The organism is Acinetobacter haemolyticus, from assembly GCF_900406815.1.
Lineage (GTDB): Bacteria > Pseudomonadota > Gammaproteobacteria > Pseudomonadales > Moraxellaceae > Acinetobacter > Acinetobacter haemolyticus_A.
The window spans coordinates 89935-108121 of record NZ_OVCN01000003.1; the positions used below are offsets into that span (position 1 = coordinate 89935).

Below are 18187 nucleotides of genomic sequence, written 5' to 3' on the forward strand. Positions count from 1 at the left end.
TTTATTGTTTTTTAAAAAATTCAATACAATATACACACATCAGCTACAGATTATGGAATAGAGCTTTGATTCAAAAGTCTATTCCACGCAATAACTTGAGTTAAAACTTAAGCAAACGTATGCATCACCTTGCCTATGAGCTGCTGTCCTAATAATGGCGTATTTTTACCTTGAGAAAGAATGCTCTCTTTGGATACAGTCCATTCCAGTTCAGGATCAAGCAACACCCATCCCGCTTCTTGTAACCAACGGTCACGCATATTGGCAACCTCAGCAGGAATGATCGTCACTTTTTCAACCCATTCTAAAGGTTCAAATACACCTTCTTGAATCAGTTGAACACCTAAAGCAACATAGGTATCAAATGCTGTAATGCCTGGCTGGGTTTCTTCAAATGGTGCGATTTTAGCAGAACTGCTTAACGGTTCATGATGGGTACAAATCGCATCAATAACGCCTTCTTTTAAACCTTGGCGCAATAATGCTTTATCCTGTTCTGAACGCAAAGGTGGACGTACATGCGCTAATGAATTAAAGCCATCAATTAAATGTTCTGTTAAATGTAATTGATGCATAGCCACATCAGCCGTGACGGGTAAACCTTTAGCTTTTGCTGTACGAATTAACTCAACCGATGCACCAGATGACAATAGACCGAAGTGAGCTTTTACCCCTGTTGCTTCAATCATCAAAAGATATTTAGCAATCGCAACTGTTTCAGCAATCGCTGGAATCATTGGTAAACCTTGGCGTGAGGCAATAAAGCCCTCATGTACACAGCCATCTTTTGCAATTTGAGCTTCTTCTGCATAAAAAACAACAGTCAGACCCAAACCAGCAGCGTACTCAAGTGTACGGATGACCACATCATCATTTTCAAAAGCTGCATTGGCATTGGAAACAGCGGTACAACCGCCTTTTTTTAGACCTGCCATATTAGCAGGTTGTTTACCATTCAAAGCTTGAGTTTGCGCACCGATGATTTGCATATAAATGCCACCATCTAACCATGCTTTTTCGATTAGACCATGAATCAAAGCACCATTGTCCTGAACAATAGGCTTAGAATCTGGCGGTGTAATGACGTGTAGAATACCATTGGCACGTGCTGCTCTACCTTCGGATTTTAAGGTACCGTGTTGCTGTTGACCTGGTTCACGGAGACGTGCACAAAGATCAACCATGGTTGGCATTAACCACTTACCTTGACCATTGATTACTTCATCTACTTGGTCAACAGAATCAACTAACTTGCCATTTTCGATATAAACCGTTTTGACTTGATCAGTTTTTTGAATCGGATCGAGCACACGGACATTTTCAATTTTTACAATACTCATGTGATCTATCCCTTACAGCGCAATCGCTTCAATTAAACCTTGTTCTTGTAACTGCCCTTGCATTGCAAGTGCAAGTACTGCCATACGAACTGCAATACCATTGGTCACTTGTTTTAAAATTACCGATTGATCACCATCAGCGACACTCGAATCTATCTCAACACCACGATTCATAGGACCTGGATGCATCACGATACAATCAGGTTTAGCCAATGCCAAACGCTCTTTGTTTAAGCCATACATTTTATAAAATTCAGCTTGTGAAGATAGCGCAGGCGAATCAATACGCTCATTTTGAATACGCAATGCAATAATCACATCACAGTCTTTCACGCCCTGATCCATTTTATTAAACAAACGAACATGTTCACCGTATTCATCAAAGCCAACAGGCAATAAGGTATTTGGTGCAATCACACGAATATCTTTACAACCTAAAGTCTGTAGTGCTGCAACATTCGAGCGTGCTACACGTGAATGTTTAATATCACCGATAATGGCAACCGATAACTCTTCAAAAGGCTTTTTAGTTTCACGACGAATCGTCAACATATCCAACATCGCTTGTGTAGGATGTGCATGACGTCCATCCCCTGCATTGATAATCGCTACATTCGGACAGACATCTTTGGCAATGAAATGCGCTGCACCCGATGAAGAATGACGTACCACAAAAATGTCAGCAGCCATCGCTTCCAAATTCCAAAGAGTGTCTCGCAAGGTTTCACCTTTGGATGTGCTGGAACGTGCGATATCAATATTCAATACATTTGCAGATAAGCGTTTCGCTGCCGCTTCAAATGTAGTTCGGGTACGAGTAGAATTTTCAAAGAACAGATTCATCACCGTTAACCCTTCTAATAAGGGACGGTTAATCAAATTATTATTTTCATCTAAAAAGCTTTGCGCAGTATCTAAAATTTTGGTCAGGCTTTCCTTGGAAAGACCCTCAATTGTTAAAAAGTGTTTTAAATTTCCTTGTTGATTCAATTGAACCTGACTCGGTTGATGCAGGGCTGCAATATGCATAATGGATTCCTATGGGTCGAATCACCAAAACTTGCATAGTGTAGCCCAATTCTTTTATTTTAGTAGCACAACTTTTCATCGATATGTTGCAATAAATTAGCGCCTTGCAACCTATTTCACTTAACGTAATGCACCAATATAGTGATGATGAATTTGGGCTTGGTAAATTTCTTCCTCAGTTACCTCATTAGAATCATTCTCTGGGATGCCAATCGACTCTTTCCCATTCTCTGTTCGGGATATTTTCTCGCCAGCGATGGTTTCAGGCAACAAATCAATTAATGAACTTAAGCGAGCAACATGTCGCTCTAATTCCGAATCTTCCGTTGCCAAAGCAAGTTCAATAATATGTCTGGCGTAATCCTTATTATTGACCAAATACATTACATCAATGACCCGACCTGATACGCGTCGCATACGAACATACATTTGCGTTGCGATTGCAAAAGCATCTGTATTTATCACCACATCATTTTTCAGATTACCTTCCATGACTTTCCCCACTAAATTTCTTTAATTTCATCAACTTTAAGAAAAATAATTTGCTGATGAGCAATATTACAGTTAGCAAAATATGTACCAACGATTAAAAATATTATTCAAAACGGCTTTTTAAATGACGAATCTCCAGTTAAGAGCTATTCATAAAAAACGTTAATCGATGATAAAGCTGACAATCACACAAATAAGCACCGACAGAATGGATAAAAATCAGTTAAAATAGCCGATTGCTGAACTGCTTTTTTGGAAATGTGCATGAATTCTACACAACGTCTGACAAACTATTGGGTGACCTGTGCGGATGGACTTGAAACCTTATTACAACAAGAATTGGAAAACTTAGGGATTCAAAACATTCAACGCTTCGCTGGACGTTTGGTATTTAAAGGCACACTTGAAAATGCATACCGTATTTGCATGTGGTCTCGTCTTGCTTCTCGAGTGCTTTTACCAATTCATACTCATGAGCTTGAACATACCCATGATGCGCGTGATGTGGCTGAAGAGCTTTATGAAGGTGCCATCAGTTTTGATTGGTCGCTTGTATTTGCACCACAAAGTACTTTTGCAGTTCGACTCCATGTTGAACGCGAAATTAAGGTCAATACCCAATTTGCAACCTTACGTGTTAAAGATGGCGTAGTGGATTCCTTTATGGAAGCTGTTGGTAAACGTCCAAGCATTGATATTAAGCAACCCGAAATTACGCTATATGTTTTGGCAGGAAAAACAGAACATACCTATTGCTTAGATTTATCTGGTGATTCGTTACATAAACGTGGTTATCGTCGTTTTATGACCGATGCCCCGATCAAAGAAAATCTAGCAGCAGCAATTTTACAAAAAGCAGAGTTAGCACAATATCAACCCGATATTATCCTTGATCCTATGTGTGGTTCGGGCACATTTATCATTGAAGCCCTGATGATATTGACTGATCGTGCGCCAGGTTTGGTTAGACGTTTCGGTTTTAACGGCTGGCATGGACATGACCGTGAACTTTGGTTATCACTAAAAGCTGAAGCGGCTGAACGCCATGAAAAGGCTTTAGAACAACCACTGCCAAAACTATATGCTTATGATGCAGATTGGGAGGCAGTTAAAGCAACACGTCAAAACATTATAGCCGCTGGTTTTGAAAAACTACTCGATCAAATTCAAATTGAAGAACGTACTTTAGCGGATTGGGATAATTTCCATGCTGAAGGAAAGAAAGCCTTTATCGTCACCAACCCACCTTATGGTGAGCGTTTAGGTGATAAAGCATCTAACCGCTCTTTATATCTAGGTTTATCGGCACTATTACAAAAGAATTTCCCAAATCAGCGTGCAGCAATTATTGCTGCACAGGTTGAACAAGCTGATGTATTGGCTTTTCTTGAGCCTCAAACACTCCGCTTGATGAATGGTAAATTACCGATTTATGTTCGATTTGGTACTGTAAAACCAGCCACAGTCACCCAGCCATTTTTAGCAACTTGGCAACCTCAGCAATTCGAAAAAATTGAAGGTGCAGAAGACTTTACCAATCGCTTGCAAAAAAACATGCAGAACCTAAAAAAATGGGCTGTTAAAGAAAATGTTTACTGCTTGCGTTTATATGATGCAGACTTGCCAGACTTCAATGTTGCAGTTGATCTGTACGGCGATCGATTGCATGTACAGGAATATGCCCCACCTAAAAGTATTGATCCTGAAAAAGCAAAAAAACGTTTTAATTTAGCTCTTGCGGCGATTCGTGCTGTAACGGGCTTAGGCCGTGATGCCATCTTTATTAAAACTCGTGCAAGACAAGCTGGGTCAAACCAATATACCAAGCAAAGCACCGCGTCTAAACGCTTTATTGTTCAAGAAGGCAATGCGCGAATCTTGGTAAATTTGACCGATTATTTAGACACAGGTTTATTCCTAGATCATCGCCAAATGCGTTTGAGAATCGCCAAAGAAGCCCGTGGGAAACACTTCCTAAATCTTTATAGCTACACTTCAACAGCGAGTTTACATGCCGCTTTGGGCGGTGCAGCCAGTACAACCAGTGTAGATTTATCCAACACTTACTTGAGTTGGTCTAAGGAAAACTTTGTACTAAATGGTTTAACCGTGGATCATGCTGATGAACAGCACATGTTCTTTGCTAGTGACTGTTTCGAATGGTTAAAAGAAGGACATGAACAGTACGATTTGATCTTTATTGATCCTCCAACGTTCTCAAACTCGAAGAAGTTCTATGGTACCTTTGATGTGCAACGTGACCATGTGTCGCTGATTAAGCGTGCAATGAATCGCTTAACCAGCGATGGTACATTGTATTTTTCCAATAACTACCGCGGTTTTGAATTAGATGAAGAGATTGAAGCCATGTATGAGATTGAAGAAATTACAAACGAGACGATCGGTTTAGACTTCAAACGAAATCATAAGATCCACAGAGCGTGGAAAATTATGCATCCCTCAATAAAATAAGCGATCAGGGCGGTAATATTTCAGGTCACGATTACTTCACAGTAATCGTGATTTCACCATGTATATTCGTCGATTCAAACTCATACACCATAAATCGATCGGGTGATTCTCTATGCGGTTTTAGAGACGCCCGCTTTTTATCACGACTATCTGAAACCGTATTTTTCTTTTGTTCTTCATAGGGCGATAGTGAACCATCTTCCAACATACTGATTCTTACTTCACGTAAAAAACGATCACTTAACGCACGTTGAATGCGCCAGCGTTCTTGCTCAGGTTGTAAAGCATCTTGGTTGGCTTTGAAAATAATATTCGGCAAGGTACTCGTTGCCAATCCTGTCTGTAGTGCTAAGGTTGATTCTGGCATCGGTTGAGCACTCCACCCAAATGAAGAAGGCAAAATACCCATGCACAAAATTACACAAATACCTGCGTAATAATGTTGCTTGTCTTTCATTGCAATTCATCCTGAATTTTTTTCTTATTTGTTCTGAAACTATCAAGTTTTTCATCAGGCTGCAATCATATTCAGCATATTCCTGAAAAAAACTGATCAATAGCATATAAATAAAAAAAGATGGCGATTTTCATCACCATCTTTTTGTTCAATTGATAAAATTTTAAGCTTAACTGAGTTTAACCTTATCGAAGATGAGCTGGCTGTTTTCACCTTTGATCAGGATATTATCTCCAGCTTGGAATTCACCAGATAAAATTTTCTGAGCTAAACTATTTTCTACCTGTTGCTGGATTGCACGTTTTAACGGACGAGCACCATACACAGGATCAAAACCGGCATCTATCAATAGATCGAAAGCAGTATCATCTACAGTTAATCGCATGTCGCGCTCAGCTAAGCGGGCACGTAAGCGATCCAACTGAATATCGGCAATACCACGGATCTGTGCCTTTTTCAGAGAGTGGAAAATTACCAGCTCATCGATACGGTTAATAAACTCTGGACGGAAGTGTTGACTCACAGCACCCATCACTACAGCTCGAACCTCATCGTCTGTCGCCGTTTCACCTAATTCACGTACATCTTGTGAACCTAGATTTGAGGTCATCACAATCACTGTATTTTTAAAGTCAACCACGCGGCCTTGTGAATCGGTTAAACGTCCATCATCCAATACTTGCAGTAAGATATTGAACACATCTGGATGTGCTTTTTCTACCTCATCAAACAACACCACACTATATGGTTTACGGCGTACAGCTTCCGTTAAAACGCCACCTTCCTCATAACCCACATAGCCTGGAGGCGCACCAACCAAACGACTGACTGAGTGTTTTTCCATAAATTCGGACATGTCGATTCGAATCATGGCATCATCACTATCAAACAAGAAATTCGCCAATGCTTTAGTTAACTCAGTTTTACCTACACCTGTCGGGCCAAGGAACAAGAAAGAGCCACTAGGACGGTTCGGGTCAGATAAACCTGCACGTGAACGACGGACTGCATTAGAAACAGCCACCACTGCTTCATCTTGCCCAACCACACGGTTATGTAAAAACTCTTCCATATGCAGTAATTTTTCACGTTCACCTTGCAACATTTTTGCCACAGGAATGCCCGTTGCCGCACTTACCACTTCAGCGATTTCATTCTCAGTCACTTTAGTACGAATCAACTTCGGCTCTTCATTTTCCTCAGCAACTTCAGCTTGTTCAAGTCGTTTCTGCAACTCTGGGATCACCCCATATTGCAAACGTGCCGCTTCAGCCAGATCACCTTCACGTTTCGCTTTTTCCAAAGCTACTCGGGCTTGATCCAATTCAACTTGCGCTTTCTTATCCCCTTCAACCAGTGTCTTTTCAGCTTTCCAAATCTCTTCGAGATCGTTGTATTCTTTTTGCTTTTCAGCAATTTGCTGTTCAAGATGGTTGACTTCAGCTTTACTACCATCATCTTGATCTTTTTTCACGGCTTCCAATTGCATTTTCAACTGGATTAAACGACGATCAAGTTTATCTAAAGCTTCAGGCTTTGAATCAATCTCCATTTTGATACGCGATGCTGCTTCGTCAATTAAATCAATCGCCTTATCTGGTAATTGACGATCAGTAATATAACGATGCGACATTTTCGCTGCAGCAATAATCGCAGAATCTAAAATTTGCACGCCATGGTGAGTTGCATACTTCTCTTTTAGACCACGTAAAATCGCAATGGTATCCTCAACACTTGGTTCATCCACCAATACTTTTTGGAAGCGACGCTCAAGTGCAGCATCCTTCTCAATATATTGACGATATTCATCTAAAGTGGTTGCACCAACACAACGTAACTCACCGCGCGCTAAAGCAGGTTTTAACATATTCCCTGCGTCCATGGCGCCCTCACCTTTACCTGCACCGACCAGCGTATGTAGCTCATCAATAAATAGGATGATTTCACCTTCATGCTTGGCAAGATCTTTGAGGACTGCTTTTAGACGTTCCTCAAATTCACCACGGTACTTTGCACCTGCAAGTAGTGAACCCAAGTCCAGTGAAAGGACTCGTTTATTCTTCAATCCTTCTGGTACTTCGCCATTAACGATACGTTGTGCTAAACCTTCTACAATCGCAGTTTTACCGACCCCTGGTTCACCAATTAACACAGGGTTATTTTTGGTACGACGAGACAAAACCTGAATCGTACGGCGAATTTCATCGTCACGACCTATCACAGGATCAAGTTTGCCCGCTAATGCTCGCTCAGTTAAATCAATGGTATATTTATTCAGTGAGTCACGTTGGTCTTCGTGATTATTGCTCATGACTTTGTCATTTCCTCTTATATTTTCTATAACTTTACGCAAGCTTTCTGAGGTTACACCAACACTATTGAGAATGGTCTTGGTTTCTCCTGTTTCGGCTAAACCAAGTAATACCCAATCCGTAGATAAGAATTCATCACCTGCTTTCTGAGCATAGCGATCAGCTAGATTTAACGCCTTTACCGCTTCTGGATTAAGATTAATATCACCCGTCGGATTGGCCAGTGTCGGTGCATTTTGCACAGCTTGTTCAAGTTTCTGCTTAAGTTCTGGTAGACGAGCACCCGCTTGTTGCAACAAACTTAGATTGGCTGGTTCTTCTAATAAAGTCGTCAGGATATGAATCCCTGCGATTGCAGTATGATCCTTACCCATCGCCAAGGATTGTGCATCAGAGAGCGCTTGCTGTAAGCGGTTTGTAAATTTTTCAAAACGCATTCTTGTTATTCCTCACAACAAATTTTTAACTTATCACTAAGATGGGAACGCTTTTTTAAATTTCAAATAAAATTTATATAATTTTCAGTATTTTATAAAAACAATTATGAATAAAACTCAGTGATAATATGGGTCTCTAAACGATCGATTTCAAGTTTATTTTGTATAATTTTTCTGTCTGTTCCATTTTGAACAAAATCCTTATTGTGATTTTTAACCGAACCTTTTAGCTTTACATTTTACTTGAATCAAAAATGTCACTCATGTATCTAAAAACAATGTTGCTTGGCGCCATTTGCCTCGTCTCTTTTCATACTGCATTTGCTCAACTTCCCCAAGACTCTCGACGCGCTGGTGGCATTGCTGTTATTCCTTTAACTACAGAAACCACAGAAGTTTTTTATCAACAAAAGCCTGTGTTAATCACGCAAGAAGGTACACAACGTTATGCTGTGCTAGGTATCCCTCTCTCTACACCTGTTGGTCAATTACAGCTCACCACGAATAGCACACCGATACAAATTGAAATTCAGCCTTATAAATATGCTGAACAACGCCTCACCATCAAAAATCAAGACTATGTCAACCCAAGTCAAGCACAGTTAGACCGTTATGCACGGGAAGCTACGGAACAAAATACAGTTTATGAGTCATTTACAACCAGTTCATGGCAAAGCATGCCCAGCTTTATTCGCCCCACAACAGGAAAATTTAGTAACTCTTTTGGACGTAAGCGTTTCTTTAATGGCGAAGAACGTGCACCCCACTCTGGTTTAGATATTCCAGCACCCGTAGGACAAACCGTCGTTGCACCAGCGGATGGTGTTGTTGTTCAAACGGGAGATTATTTTTTTAATGGAAAAACTGTACTGATTGATCATGGTCAAGGTTTAATTAGTATGTTCTGTCATCTCAGTAAGATTAATGTCGAAAAAGGACAATCCATTCGTCAAGGCGAAGTTCTTGGTTTAGTCGGTAAAACAGGGCGTGTTACGGGTGCACATTTGCATTGGGGAATGAGCCTTAACAATGCACGTGTGGATCCTCAGTTATTTCTAAAGTAAAAAACAATAAAAAAGTGATCTAAATTAAATAGATCACTTTTTAGATAAACTTAATAGTTTTACATTTATTCTGCTTCTACGATTTCAAAATCATGAGTAATTTCCACGCCACCATCCGACAGCATTTTACTAGCTGAACAATATTTTTCTGCTGACAGTTCCACAGCCTTTTCGACCTGCTTGGTTTTAACGGATTTCCCTGTTACCACAAAGTGTAAATGAATTTTGGTAAATACTGCTGGAATTGTGTCTGCTCTCTCGGCTTTAAGCTGACATATGACACCTGTCACATCTTGGCGAGATTTCTTTAATATGGTCACAATATCAAACGAAGCACACCCACCAAGTCCCATTAAAATCAACTCCATAGGACGTGGTCCACGGTTTTCACCCCCATATTCAGCAGAACCATCCATCACTAAACTGTGACCACTTTCTGATTTCGCCTCAAAAGCAACATTCTCTAACCAATGTACACTTGTTTGCATTGCAACTACCCGAAAAACGTTATAAATTTACTCTGTTCTTGTACACTAACATAAAATGAGTTGATAAGGAATTTCATCTCTTCTGTGTAGAAAAAGCTCAAATGAGCCTGTGCGATCGGTTTTATCCAAATTCGGAAATTTTAAGCATGACTTCAAATTTTTCACATCTTAGCACTGATGCTTTATCTCCAGGCCAACTACCTGAATCAGTAAAAGCTTTGCTAAAACGTGCTCATATTAACAGATACCCTAAACGCACCACGATTGTTGACGCTGGAACGGAATCAAGATCACTGTATTTAATTTTAAAAGGTTCAGTATCAATTATTTTACGTGAAGATGATGAACGTGAAATCGTTGTTGCTTATTTGAACCCTGGGGACTTCTTTGGTGAAATGGGTCTTTTTGAAAAGAACCCACAACGTACTGCTGAAGTACGCACTCGAGATGTATGCGAAATTGCAGAGATTTCTTATGACAATTTCCATGAATTAAGTAAACAGTATCCTGATTTAAGTTACGCAGTATTTGCTCAACTGGTACGTCGTCTTAAAAACACAACTCGTAAAGTAACTGACCTTGCCTTTATCGACGTTTCAGGTCGTATTGCACGTTGCTTAATCGATTTATCTGCTCAACCAGAGGCAATGATTTTACCGAATGGTCGTCAGATTCGTATTACCCGTCAAGAAATTGGCCGTATTGTAGGTTGTTCTCGTGAAATGGTTGGTCGTGTACTTAAAACACTTGAAGACCAAGGCATGATTCAGACTGATGGTAAAGCAATCTTAATTTTTGATGCATCTTTAGAGGAAAACACCTTTCCTGAAGATGAATATGATGATGAAGATTAATCAAATCGGATAATCATTATATAAAAAGCCAGTGTTCACACTGGCTTTATTTTTTAAATAAAAAGAGCAAAATCAATAGGCTTTTGATTACATAATTACTATGATTATAGAGAGAATCAGAATGTAAAGAATGGTCAACTTTTTTTATAATTCGGCTTAAGTATATTGATATTGATAAGATACTGATTTGGAGAGAATAAGTATGAAGAAGTTCGCTTTAAGCCTTTGTGCAATCACTGTGATGACTATTTCTGGCTGTGCATCCTTTGCTGAAATGGCTGGTGCCGATACTGCAACCCTCAATGCACAATCAGCACAGGGCTTTGCACAAATGACTCAAGAAGCCCGCGCAAAAAATCAACTTGATACAAGTTCTGCAACTTACCAACGAATCAACACGGTATTTAATCGACTTAAACCCCATGCGGACAAGTTAAATAAAACAGGTCAACGTTTTGATTGGCAGTTAGCTGTGTTGAAATCAGATACTGTGAATGCTTATGTCGCACCAGGTGGTAAAGTTGTCTTCTATACAGGTATTGTAAATAAGCTTAATCTCACCAATGATGAAATTGCTGCAATTATGGGCCATGAGATGACGCATGCCCTAGAAGAACATGCAAAGAGCAAAATTGGTGCTCAAGCACTTACTAACCTAGCGATTGGTATTGGTACTTCTTATGCAGGCGCGAATATCGGTGAAGCGGGTAATGCAGCGATCAATCTAGGCAGCCAAATTGGTATCGGCTTACCTTATTCACGTAATCTAGAAAGTCGTGCTGACTACGGCGGTTTAATGCTCATGGCGCAAGCAGGCTACAATCCAAATGCAGCAATTACTTTGTGGGACAAAATGAGTCGTTTAGATGGTAAAGGAGGCTCAGCTTTCTTGTCTACTCACCCATCAAACACTCAACGTATTGCGGACATGCGTAAAAACTTACCTGCTGCAATGGCGATTTATAATAGCCGTCGTTAATCTACCTAAAGCCATTAAATCTCAAGTAGATTTAATGGCTTCTGTTTTATTCACTTATTCCACTTCTATTCTGGCAATTTCCTCATCCGCATTTATCGTTCTATTTATATCCATTAAATGCCGAATCCTCCCTGTGCGGTGTGCGATTACAGGTACCTCCATTTTCATCGCCTCCATGATTGCAATCACCTCACCTTGCTGAACTTGATCCTGCTCTTTAATCTTCCAATCAGTAATAGCACCATTAATGGGTGCAAGTACGGCATTTCCATTTTTAGGAATTCGTTCAACTTCATCATAAACAACTGGACGATGTTTGCTCTCCATTTGGAAAATCCCCAATGGCAATCCAACTTCATGTAATTTCCCATCAATCTCGATATGATGACGCTGTAATGTCACCTGATCTGATCTTTGGCTGCGGGGCTGTACCGCAAAATCTAGTGAACATTCTTGTTCAATCCAGCGCGTATGGATTTTGAATTCATTCACAAAATCAGGTTGAGTTAAAATTGCCTGATGAAATGGCAATACAGAAGCGACACCTTCTAATTTAAAATGTACTAACGCTCTCTTAGCACGTTGGATCGCTATTTCCCGAGTAGCTCCGGTCACAATCAGTTTCGCCATCAAGGAGTCAAAGTGGCTGGACACCAGACTTCCTGAGCCTACCCCTCGATCTAAACGAATACCTATTCCTGATGGTGCATCAAACCGAGTGATTCGACCAAAAGCTGGTATAAAACCGCGTGCCGGATCTTCTGCGTTGATTCTAAACTCAATTGCATGACCTTGCGGCTTTGGGGTTGTTTGAATAGAAAGTGGCTGACCCAAGGCAATTCTAATTTGCTCTACAACCAAATCTACGCCAGTGGTTTGTTCTGTGACAGGATGCTCAACCTGTAAACGTGTATTGACTTCAAGAAATGAAAGTTTGTTATCTTGACTCAATAAATACTCAACTGTTCCTGCACCCACGTATTTTGCCATTTGACAGATATTGACCGACGACTGAATGATTTGCTGATAAATCTGTTCATTGATAAATGGCGCAGGTGCTTCTTCGACTAACTTTTGATTACGACGCTGTAAGGAACAATCACGTGTACCCACAACCACAACTTGACCATGTTGATCCGCAATAATTTGTGCTTCGATATGCCTAGGGTTTTCTAAATACTGCTCTACAAAGCATTCACCTCGTCCAAATGCGGCTTGCGCCTCACGTACCGCTGACTCATACAAATCAGCAACCTCATCTAGTCTCCAAGCTACCTTTAACCCCCTGCCGCCGCCGCCATAAGCCGCTTTAATTGCGATCGGTAATCCGTACTGCTGCGCAAAAGTGACTGCTTCAGCCGCAGAATTAAGCGGCTGATCCGTTCCATAAACCAAAGGAGCACCAACAGATTGAGCAATTTTACGTGCCTCTATTTTATCACCGAGTTTCTCAATACTTTCAGGTGATGGTCCAATCCAAATCAATCCAGCATTTATCACCGCTTGAGCAAAGTCCGCACGCTCCGACAGAAAACCGTACCCTGGATGGATCATCGTCACTTGCGCCTGCCGCGCAATCGCTAAAATTTTATCAATATCCAAATAGGTTTCTTTTGCGGTTACACCAGACAATGCCCAAGCTTCATCCGCATATTGGACATATAAACTTTCAATATCATCATCTGCATACACGGCTACCGAACGAATACCTAAATCCTGACAGGCTTGAATAATACGAACCGCAATCTCTCCGCGATTGGCGATTAAAAGTTTATGCTGTGTGTACATGTGATGTGATATCCATAAAATCTGAAATTTTTCTAAATTGAATGAAGCATCCTGCTGCAAGTTGAGCAACTAGATCTAAATGATATGGAGCAACTGCTGCAATCACAGGATATCCACCCGTTAATGGATGATCATTCATAAACAAAACAGGCTGACCATTTGCAGGAACTTGAATTGCCCCTGTACAGCATCCTTCACTAGGCAACTCTTGGTTTATTTCGCGTTGAAGTGGATGCTCTCCCACTAGTCTTAGACCAATTCGATTACTTTCTGTGGTGACTAACCAAGCCTGATTAAACAACATGTCTACACTCTGTTGATTAAACCAATCCGTTCGAGGTCCGAGTATGACATCAACAACGACCGTTTCACCTTTGCTTGGTAAATCAATAGCCGACTGATCTAAATTCACTGCTTGTGTTTTTAAAAGACCAGCACAAATTTGATCACCAACTTGAATCGGTGGTGTTCCCAACTCAGCCAATACATCATAACTAGCGCTTTCTAGAACACGCTCAACAGCTAAACCACCACGAATAGCCAAATAATTACGAACCCCAGCCTGAGGTGCCGCGATATAAATTTCATCACCCGCATCTAAAGCAATCGGCTGGTATAATGATTCCTGAACTTTGTCCGAATTCGCGTAAGTTATCCAAAGATCTGCTGCTGCACCCGTCACTGCAATCACTGTTGATTGCAATGCTTTCAAGCGTAGTCCACCATTCAATATTTCGAATACAGCCGCATCAGATGGGTTACCTACAATTAGATTCGCACTTTTAAAAGCACGTTGATCCATCGCCCCCGCTCGCCCTATACCTAGTTTGGACATATTTTTACGCCCATCATCTTGTATTAAGACTTGCAAACCCACACTTTTGACTTCGAATATTGCCGATTTTTCATTATTTTTTGGAGGAGAAACGGGCAAGTTGGGGACAGAAATCTGTATTGGATGATGGCGAACATCCTTAAAAATGACCTGATCACTGGGTAACAATAAAGCAGGTTGAGCACGATGAATATCCCACATTTTTTCATCTGTTTGACCAATTAGTTGCCAACCTCCGGGACTATCTTTTGGATAAACTCCACTGTATTCGCCCGCCAAGCCCACAGATCCAGCCCGAATCTTCTTTCGTGGTGAAGCCAAACGTGGAATACTGGTAAATGGATGATCAGAGCTGACCAAATACGCAAAACCAGGGGCAAAACCAATAAATGCAACCTGCCAATGACTATGCGTATGTTTATAGATAACTTCCTCAACACTGATTCCCACATGCTCAGCAACATTGATTAAATCAGCACCTTGATAATTAACCTCTATAACAACTTCTTTACCTGTATCAAAAAAATCTTGGTTTATTTTCTGAGCGGAAATCCATTGAATTAAGTTCTTTGCATCAATAAATAGATCATTGAAATAAACCAATATCGTTCGCGCTGCGGGTATCATTTCTTGAATATGAGGATGCTGATGGTGTTGTAAAAAATGGTACGTTGCTATTGTTTCCTCTAAACTGGGAAATTCAATTAATACACAATTCAAATTAACTGATAAAAACCGCATCTCATCACTCTTTTTATTATGATCAAAAATACTTAAGCCACAAAATTACGTATTTGAATATGATGTGTTAGCAGCGCCTGTCGAATCTCTTGTGCCATTTGTACAGCACCTATCGTATCACCATGCACACATATGGTATCTGCCTGAATCTTGGTAAATTCGCCTTCAATCGAATCCACTCCGCCTTTTAACACCATATCCAATACTCGTTGTGCAACAAGCTCGGTATCATGAATCACAGCATTGTCTAGACGACGTGAGACCAAAGTACCATTGCTGTGATAAGCACGATCTGCAAACGCTTCTGAAACTACAGCTAAACCTTGCTTTCGGGCAAAGGGAATCAACGCTGATCCAGCCAACGCAACCAACACAAGACTGGCATCATATTGTTTAATCGCATCAATCACGGCTTGAGCTTGTTCTAAATCAGCAGCAATAGTGTTATACAACGCCCCATGTGGCTTTACATATTTAACGCATGTTCCAGCGACTTGGGCCAAGCCTTGTAAAGCTGAAATCTGATACAGCACATCTGCAAATAACTCATCATAAGACAAATCCATCTTTCTGCGACCAAAGCCAACCAAATCAGGATAAGAAACATGCGCACCAACAGTCACTTTGAGTTGAGCAGCCTGTTTTAAGGTTTTTAGAATATTCTGTGGGTCACCCGCATGAAAGCCGCAGGCAATATTGGCACTACTTACGATTGGAAGAATTTGTTCATCATTGCCCATTTTCCATGCACCATAGCTTTCACCTAAGTCGCTATTTAAATCAATCTGAATCATGGTCTTATATCAAAATCCAAAAAGTAATCCGTTTAATTATTACACCATCGTTTCGACCATGCCAGTAAACTTAATGGTGTTTCATTAATAAATTTTTGCTTGTCCTTCGATTCTTGTTTTAAATCTACGATGAAACCACATATATTGCGTTGGCTGCATTCTGATCTGATTTTCGATAATCAAATTCACTCGCGTCGCATCTTCGATCTCATCAAGACTTGGAAAATTTTCTAAAGGTGGTTCTAATAAAATATGATATTGCGGATTTGTTATATCACCTTCACGATAAAAAAATAAAGGAATAGCCAATGCTTTGGTAATTTTCATCAATCGTCGATGCGCTGTTAATGTCGCAGCCTGAACACCAAAAAATGGCGCCATAACACCTTGCTTCAATCCAAAATCTTGATCGGGACTATACCAAATGGCATGCCCATTTTTTAGACTGTGAATTAAGCCTTTCATATCATCTTTGCCTATTTGATTCTTATAAATCGTCGCTCGACATCTACGAATCAACATATCAAGTAGAGGATTGTTTTGTGGACGATAAACCACATCAAAATCAAAGAAACGACTACTTACAAAACCACCAGCATCTAAAAGTGTAGTATGTGTTCCTAACAATAGCACCCCTTGCTGTTGTGCATTTTCAATATGTTGTAATCCATGGATATGAATTCGGTTTTTAAACCAACTTGGCTTATACCAAGCATTTAATGCTTCAAACAAACCAAGCATCATATTCAAGAAAACTTGTTGTGCATCCTTTTGTATTTCTAACTCACTTTTATTAGGGAAACAAACCTCTAGATTCCTAATTGTGGTTTTCCTGCGAGATTTCAAAGCTTTCCATGCAACTTTAGATAAAAGATCCGCTAAACGCCATTGGATTGCCCAAGGTAGAATTGCAAAGATCATCAAAATCAGTAAAGCAATCCATATTCCCCAATACTTAGGCAGTAAAAAAGACCATTGAAATTTACTGGCCTCAAGTTGTTGTTCAGCGCTCATAGCGACAAGTTTCTTAAATAAAACTCACCAGCGTAGCATATCTAGTTTTTTTAATGTTCTTAATTGTGTTCTTCTCAATCTATTTTAAACACAAATGCAGCATATGCGTTGCTATGGTATGTCGAATATGGTCTGGACGCTGATGAAAATACCGCTGACTTAGACCATCACCTGATAAATCCTCTATAACTTGATAGCCAATTTCATTTACAGCTTGATGCAAATCTTTCGGTCGAAACTGACCTTTTAATGGTTCTTTCAAGAAACGAGTAAATTGTGAAACAAACAAACTCCCGAAACGCTCAACACCATCCAACTCACGATAGTCAATTGAATAATCTAAAACCACTTCACTTCCCTCGCTAGCAATTTGAGCGATACTCGATAAAGTATGTAATGTGGTCTGTGGTTCGAGATAATGCGTCGTGCCAAGCCAAGAAAAAAATGCAGCTTGTTCCTGCTGAAAACCACTTCGCGCCAAAGCATCAGCGATCGACTCTTTTTCAAAATCAATCGATACAAATTCAACATTGGTTGGAATTTCCCCAAATTCTTTGAGTTTTTGTTGTTTCGCCGCTTGAGTATCTGGATGATCAACTTCAAAAATTCTTAAATTCGGATATTGTTGTGCTTGCCTTAAAGTAAAAGAATCTAAGCCAGCACCCACCAATACATATTGTTGCGTCCCGCGTTGAATCGCTTGTTCTAACAAATCTTCTGCATAACGTGAACGACCAACAACCTGCCCTGTTAACAAGCCTAAAGTTCGATTAAACACAGTTGAGTTCATCAACTTAACTGTAAACGGTGTAGTGAGTAACTTCTTCCAACCTTTACTGGTTAGCTCAAATGCAAAAGGATCGGAAAAAACAGGATTTTCAGCATTTTGTAAATGATTCGCACGTAATGCAGCAGCCGCTTCAGCCGTTCGGCTTGATTGTCCATCTTTCATATTTATTTCCTAAGGTTCAGGATCTGTTGACGTTTCGACCATACATTGCGTTATAGGCTTAAGACAACATAAACAAGGCATGAAACGCAGGCAATGACGACTCCCTTATCAAGTTTCATAATACAGTTTAGGGATATTT

15 protein-coding genes are annotated in these 18187 nt (G+C 40.2%); 4 read left to right on the top strand and 11 right to left on the bottom strand.

What is annotated here, in order from left to right; translation table 11 throughout:
• Positions 1-107: 107 nt before the first annotated feature.
• From DK207_RS02965 to DK207_RS02975, 3 genes are all read right to left on the bottom strand, one after another.
• On the bottom strand, positions 108-1340 hold the full coding sequence (locus tag DK207_RS02965; RefSeq protein WP_109439912.1) for a dihydroorotase: 1233 nt from the start codon (positions 1338-1340) through the stop codon (positions 108-110).
• A 12-nt stretch (positions 1341-1352) separates the two neighbouring features.
• Positions 1353-2369: an aspartate carbamoyltransferase catalytic subunit gene (locus DK207_RS02970; RefSeq protein WP_109439913.1), complete on the bottom strand. Its 1017-nt coding sequence runs from the start codon at positions 2367-2369 to the stop codon at positions 1353-1355.
• A gap of 120 nt (positions 2370-2489) precedes the next feature.
• Entirely contained in the window at positions 2490-2861 is a 372-nt protein-coding gene (locus tag DK207_RS02975; RefSeq protein WP_109439914.1) for a hypothetical protein, read from the bottom strand.
• Between the two features lie 264 nt (positions 2862-3125).
• Here DK207_RS02975 and rlmKL point away from each other — a divergent pair, with 264 nt between their 5' ends.
• Positions 3126-5333: a bifunctional 23S rRNA (guanine(2069)-N(7))-methyltransferase RlmK/23S rRNA (guanine(2445)-N(2))-methyltransferase RlmL gene (gene rlmKL, locus DK207_RS02980; RefSeq protein ID WP_109439915.1), complete on the top strand. Its 2208-nt coding sequence runs from the start codon at positions 3126-3128 to the stop codon at positions 5331-5333.
• Between the two features lie 31 nt (positions 5334-5364).
• Here the strand turns inward: rlmKL and DK207_RS02985 are convergent, their stop codons facing one another.
• Together DK207_RS02985 and clpB are read right to left on the bottom strand one after the other, a co-directional pair.
• The gene (locus tag DK207_RS02985; protein WP_109439916.1) at positions 5365-5790 is read right to left on the bottom strand and encodes a hypothetical protein; all 426 of its coding nucleotides are present in this window, start codon (positions 5788-5790) and stop codon (positions 5365-5367) included.
• A 169-nt stretch (positions 5791-5959) separates the two neighbouring features.
• Positions 5960-8539 carry an ATP-dependent chaperone ClpB gene (clpB, locus tag DK207_RS02990; RefSeq protein WP_109439917.1) on the bottom strand — a complete coding sequence of 860 codons (2580 nt, stop codon included), beginning with the start codon at positions 8537-8539 and terminating at the stop codon, positions 5960-5962.
• A 263-nt stretch (positions 8540-8802) separates the two neighbouring features.
• Here clpB and DK207_RS02995 point away from each other — a divergent pair, with 263 nt between their 5' ends.
• Positions 8803-9603 carry a peptidoglycan DD-metalloendopeptidase family protein gene (locus tag DK207_RS02995; RefSeq protein ID WP_162540201.1) on the top strand — a complete coding sequence of 267 codons (801 nt, stop codon included), beginning with the start codon at positions 8803-8805 and terminating at the stop codon, positions 9601-9603.
• A gap of 65 nt (positions 9604-9668) precedes the next feature.
• Here the strand turns inward: DK207_RS02995 and DK207_RS03000 are convergent, their stop codons facing one another.
• Positions 9669-10091 (bottom strand): OsmC family protein, encoded by a 423-nt coding sequence (locus DK207_RS03000; RefSeq protein ID WP_109439919.1) that lies wholly within the window; start codon positions 10089-10091, stop codon positions 9669-9671.
• A 146-nt stretch (positions 10092-10237) separates the two neighbouring features.
• On the opposite strand from DK207_RS03000, the gene crp reads away from it, so the two are divergent.
• Both crp and DK207_RS03010 read left to right on the top strand, forming a co-directional pair.
• Positions 10238-10945 (top strand): cAMP-activated global transcriptional regulator CRP, encoded by a 708-nt coding sequence (gene crp / locus DK207_RS03005; protein WP_005082645.1) that lies wholly within the window; start codon positions 10238-10240, stop codon positions 10943-10945.
• 202 nt (positions 10946-11147) lie between these two features.
• Positions 11148-11924, top strand: coding sequence for a M48 family metallopeptidase (locus tag DK207_RS03010; RefSeq protein ID WP_109439920.1), 777 nt, complete (start codon positions 11148-11150; stop codon positions 11922-11924).
• A 54-nt stretch (positions 11925-11978) separates the two neighbouring features.
• Here the strand turns inward: DK207_RS03010 and DK207_RS03015 are convergent, their stop codons facing one another.
• The 5 genes from DK207_RS03015 to DK207_RS03035 all read right to left on the bottom strand — a co-directional run bounded on the left by DK207_RS03015 (position 11979) and on the right by DK207_RS03035 (position 18048).
• Positions 11979-13712 carry an acetyl/propionyl/methylcrotonyl-CoA carboxylase subunit alpha gene (locus tag DK207_RS03015; RefSeq protein WP_109439921.1) on the bottom strand — a complete coding sequence of 578 codons (1734 nt, stop codon included), beginning with the start codon at positions 13710-13712 and terminating at the stop codon, positions 11979-11981.
• Positions 13696-15288: an urea amidolyase family protein gene (locus tag DK207_RS03020; protein ID WP_109439922.1), complete on the bottom strand. Its 1593-nt coding sequence runs from the start codon at positions 15286-15288 to the stop codon at positions 13696-13698. The genes DK207_RS03015 and DK207_RS03020 overlap by 17 nt, the downstream gene beginning before the upstream one ends.
• 32 nt (positions 15289-15320) lie before the next feature.
• Positions 15321-16082 (bottom strand): LamB/YcsF family protein, encoded by a 762-nt coding sequence (locus DK207_RS03025; protein WP_109439923.1) that lies wholly within the window; start codon positions 16080-16082, stop codon positions 15321-15323.
• A gap of 84 nt (positions 16083-16166) precedes the next feature.
• Positions 16167-17096, bottom strand: a complete 930-nt coding sequence (locus DK207_RS03030; RefSeq protein ID WP_109439924.1) for a lauroyl acyltransferase — start codon at positions 17094-17096, stop codon at positions 16167-16169.
• 79 nt (positions 17097-17175) lie between these two features.
• The gene (locus DK207_RS03035; RefSeq protein WP_109439925.1) at positions 17176-18048 is read right to left on the bottom strand and encodes a class I SAM-dependent methyltransferase; all 873 of its coding nucleotides are present in this window, start codon (positions 18046-18048) and stop codon (positions 17176-17178) included.
• Between the last annotated feature and the right edge of the window lie 139 nt (positions 18049-18187).

Coding starts and splice junctions, on each gene's coding strand:
- DK207_RS03020 (WP_109439922.1), bottom strand. CDS start 15,288: ATGCGGTTTTTATCAGTTAATTTGAATTGTGTATTAATTGAATTTCCC.
- DK207_RS03015 (WP_109439921.1), bottom strand. CDS start 13,712: ATGTACACACAGCATAAACTTTTAATCGCCAATCGCGGAGAGATTGCG.
- DK207_RS03010 (WP_109439920.1), top strand. CDS start 11,148: ATGAAGAAGTTCGCTTTAAGCCTTTGTGCAATCACTGTGATGACTATT.
- DK207_RS03035 (WP_109439925.1), bottom strand. CDS start 18,048: ATGAAAGATGGACAATCAAGCCGAACGGCTGAAGCGGCTGCTGCATTA.
- crp (WP_005082645.1), top strand. CDS start 10,238: ATGACTTCAAATTTTTCACATCTTAGCACTGATGCTTTATCTCCAGGC.
- rlmKL (WP_109439915.1), top strand. CDS start 3,126: ATGAATTCTACACAACGTCTGACAAACTATTGGGTGACCTGTGCGGAT.
- DK207_RS03025 (WP_109439923.1), bottom strand. CDS start 16,082: ATGATTCAGATTGATTTAAATAGCGACTTAGGTGAAAGCTATGGTGCA.
- DK207_RS02995 (WP_162540201.1), top strand. CDS start 8,803: ATGTATCTAAAAACAATGTTGCTTGGCGCCATTTGCCTCGTCTCTTTT.
- DK207_RS02970 (WP_109439913.1), bottom strand. CDS start 2,369: ATGCATATTGCAGCCCTGCATCAACCGAGTCAGGTTCAATTGAATCAA.
- clpB (WP_109439917.1), bottom strand. CDS start 8,539: ATGCGTTTTGAAAAATTTACAAACCGCTTACAGCAAGCGCTCTCTGAT.
- DK207_RS02975 (WP_109439914.1), bottom strand. CDS start 2,861: ATGGAAGGTAATCTGAAAAATGATGTGGTGATAAATACAGATGCTTTT.
- DK207_RS03030 (WP_109439924.1), bottom strand. CDS start 17,096: ATGAGCGCTGAACAACAACTTGAGGCCAGTAAATTTCAATGGTCTTTT.
- DK207_RS03000 (WP_109439919.1), bottom strand. CDS start 10,091: ATGCAAACAAGTGTACATTGGTTAGAGAATGTTGCTTTTGAGGCGAAA.
- DK207_RS02965 (WP_109439912.1), bottom strand. CDS start 1,340: ATGAGTATTGTAAAAATTGAAAATGTCCGTGTGCTCGATCCGATTCAA.
- DK207_RS02985 (WP_109439916.1), bottom strand. CDS start 5,790: ATGAAAGACAAGCAACATTATTACGCAGGTATTTGTGTAATTTTGTGC.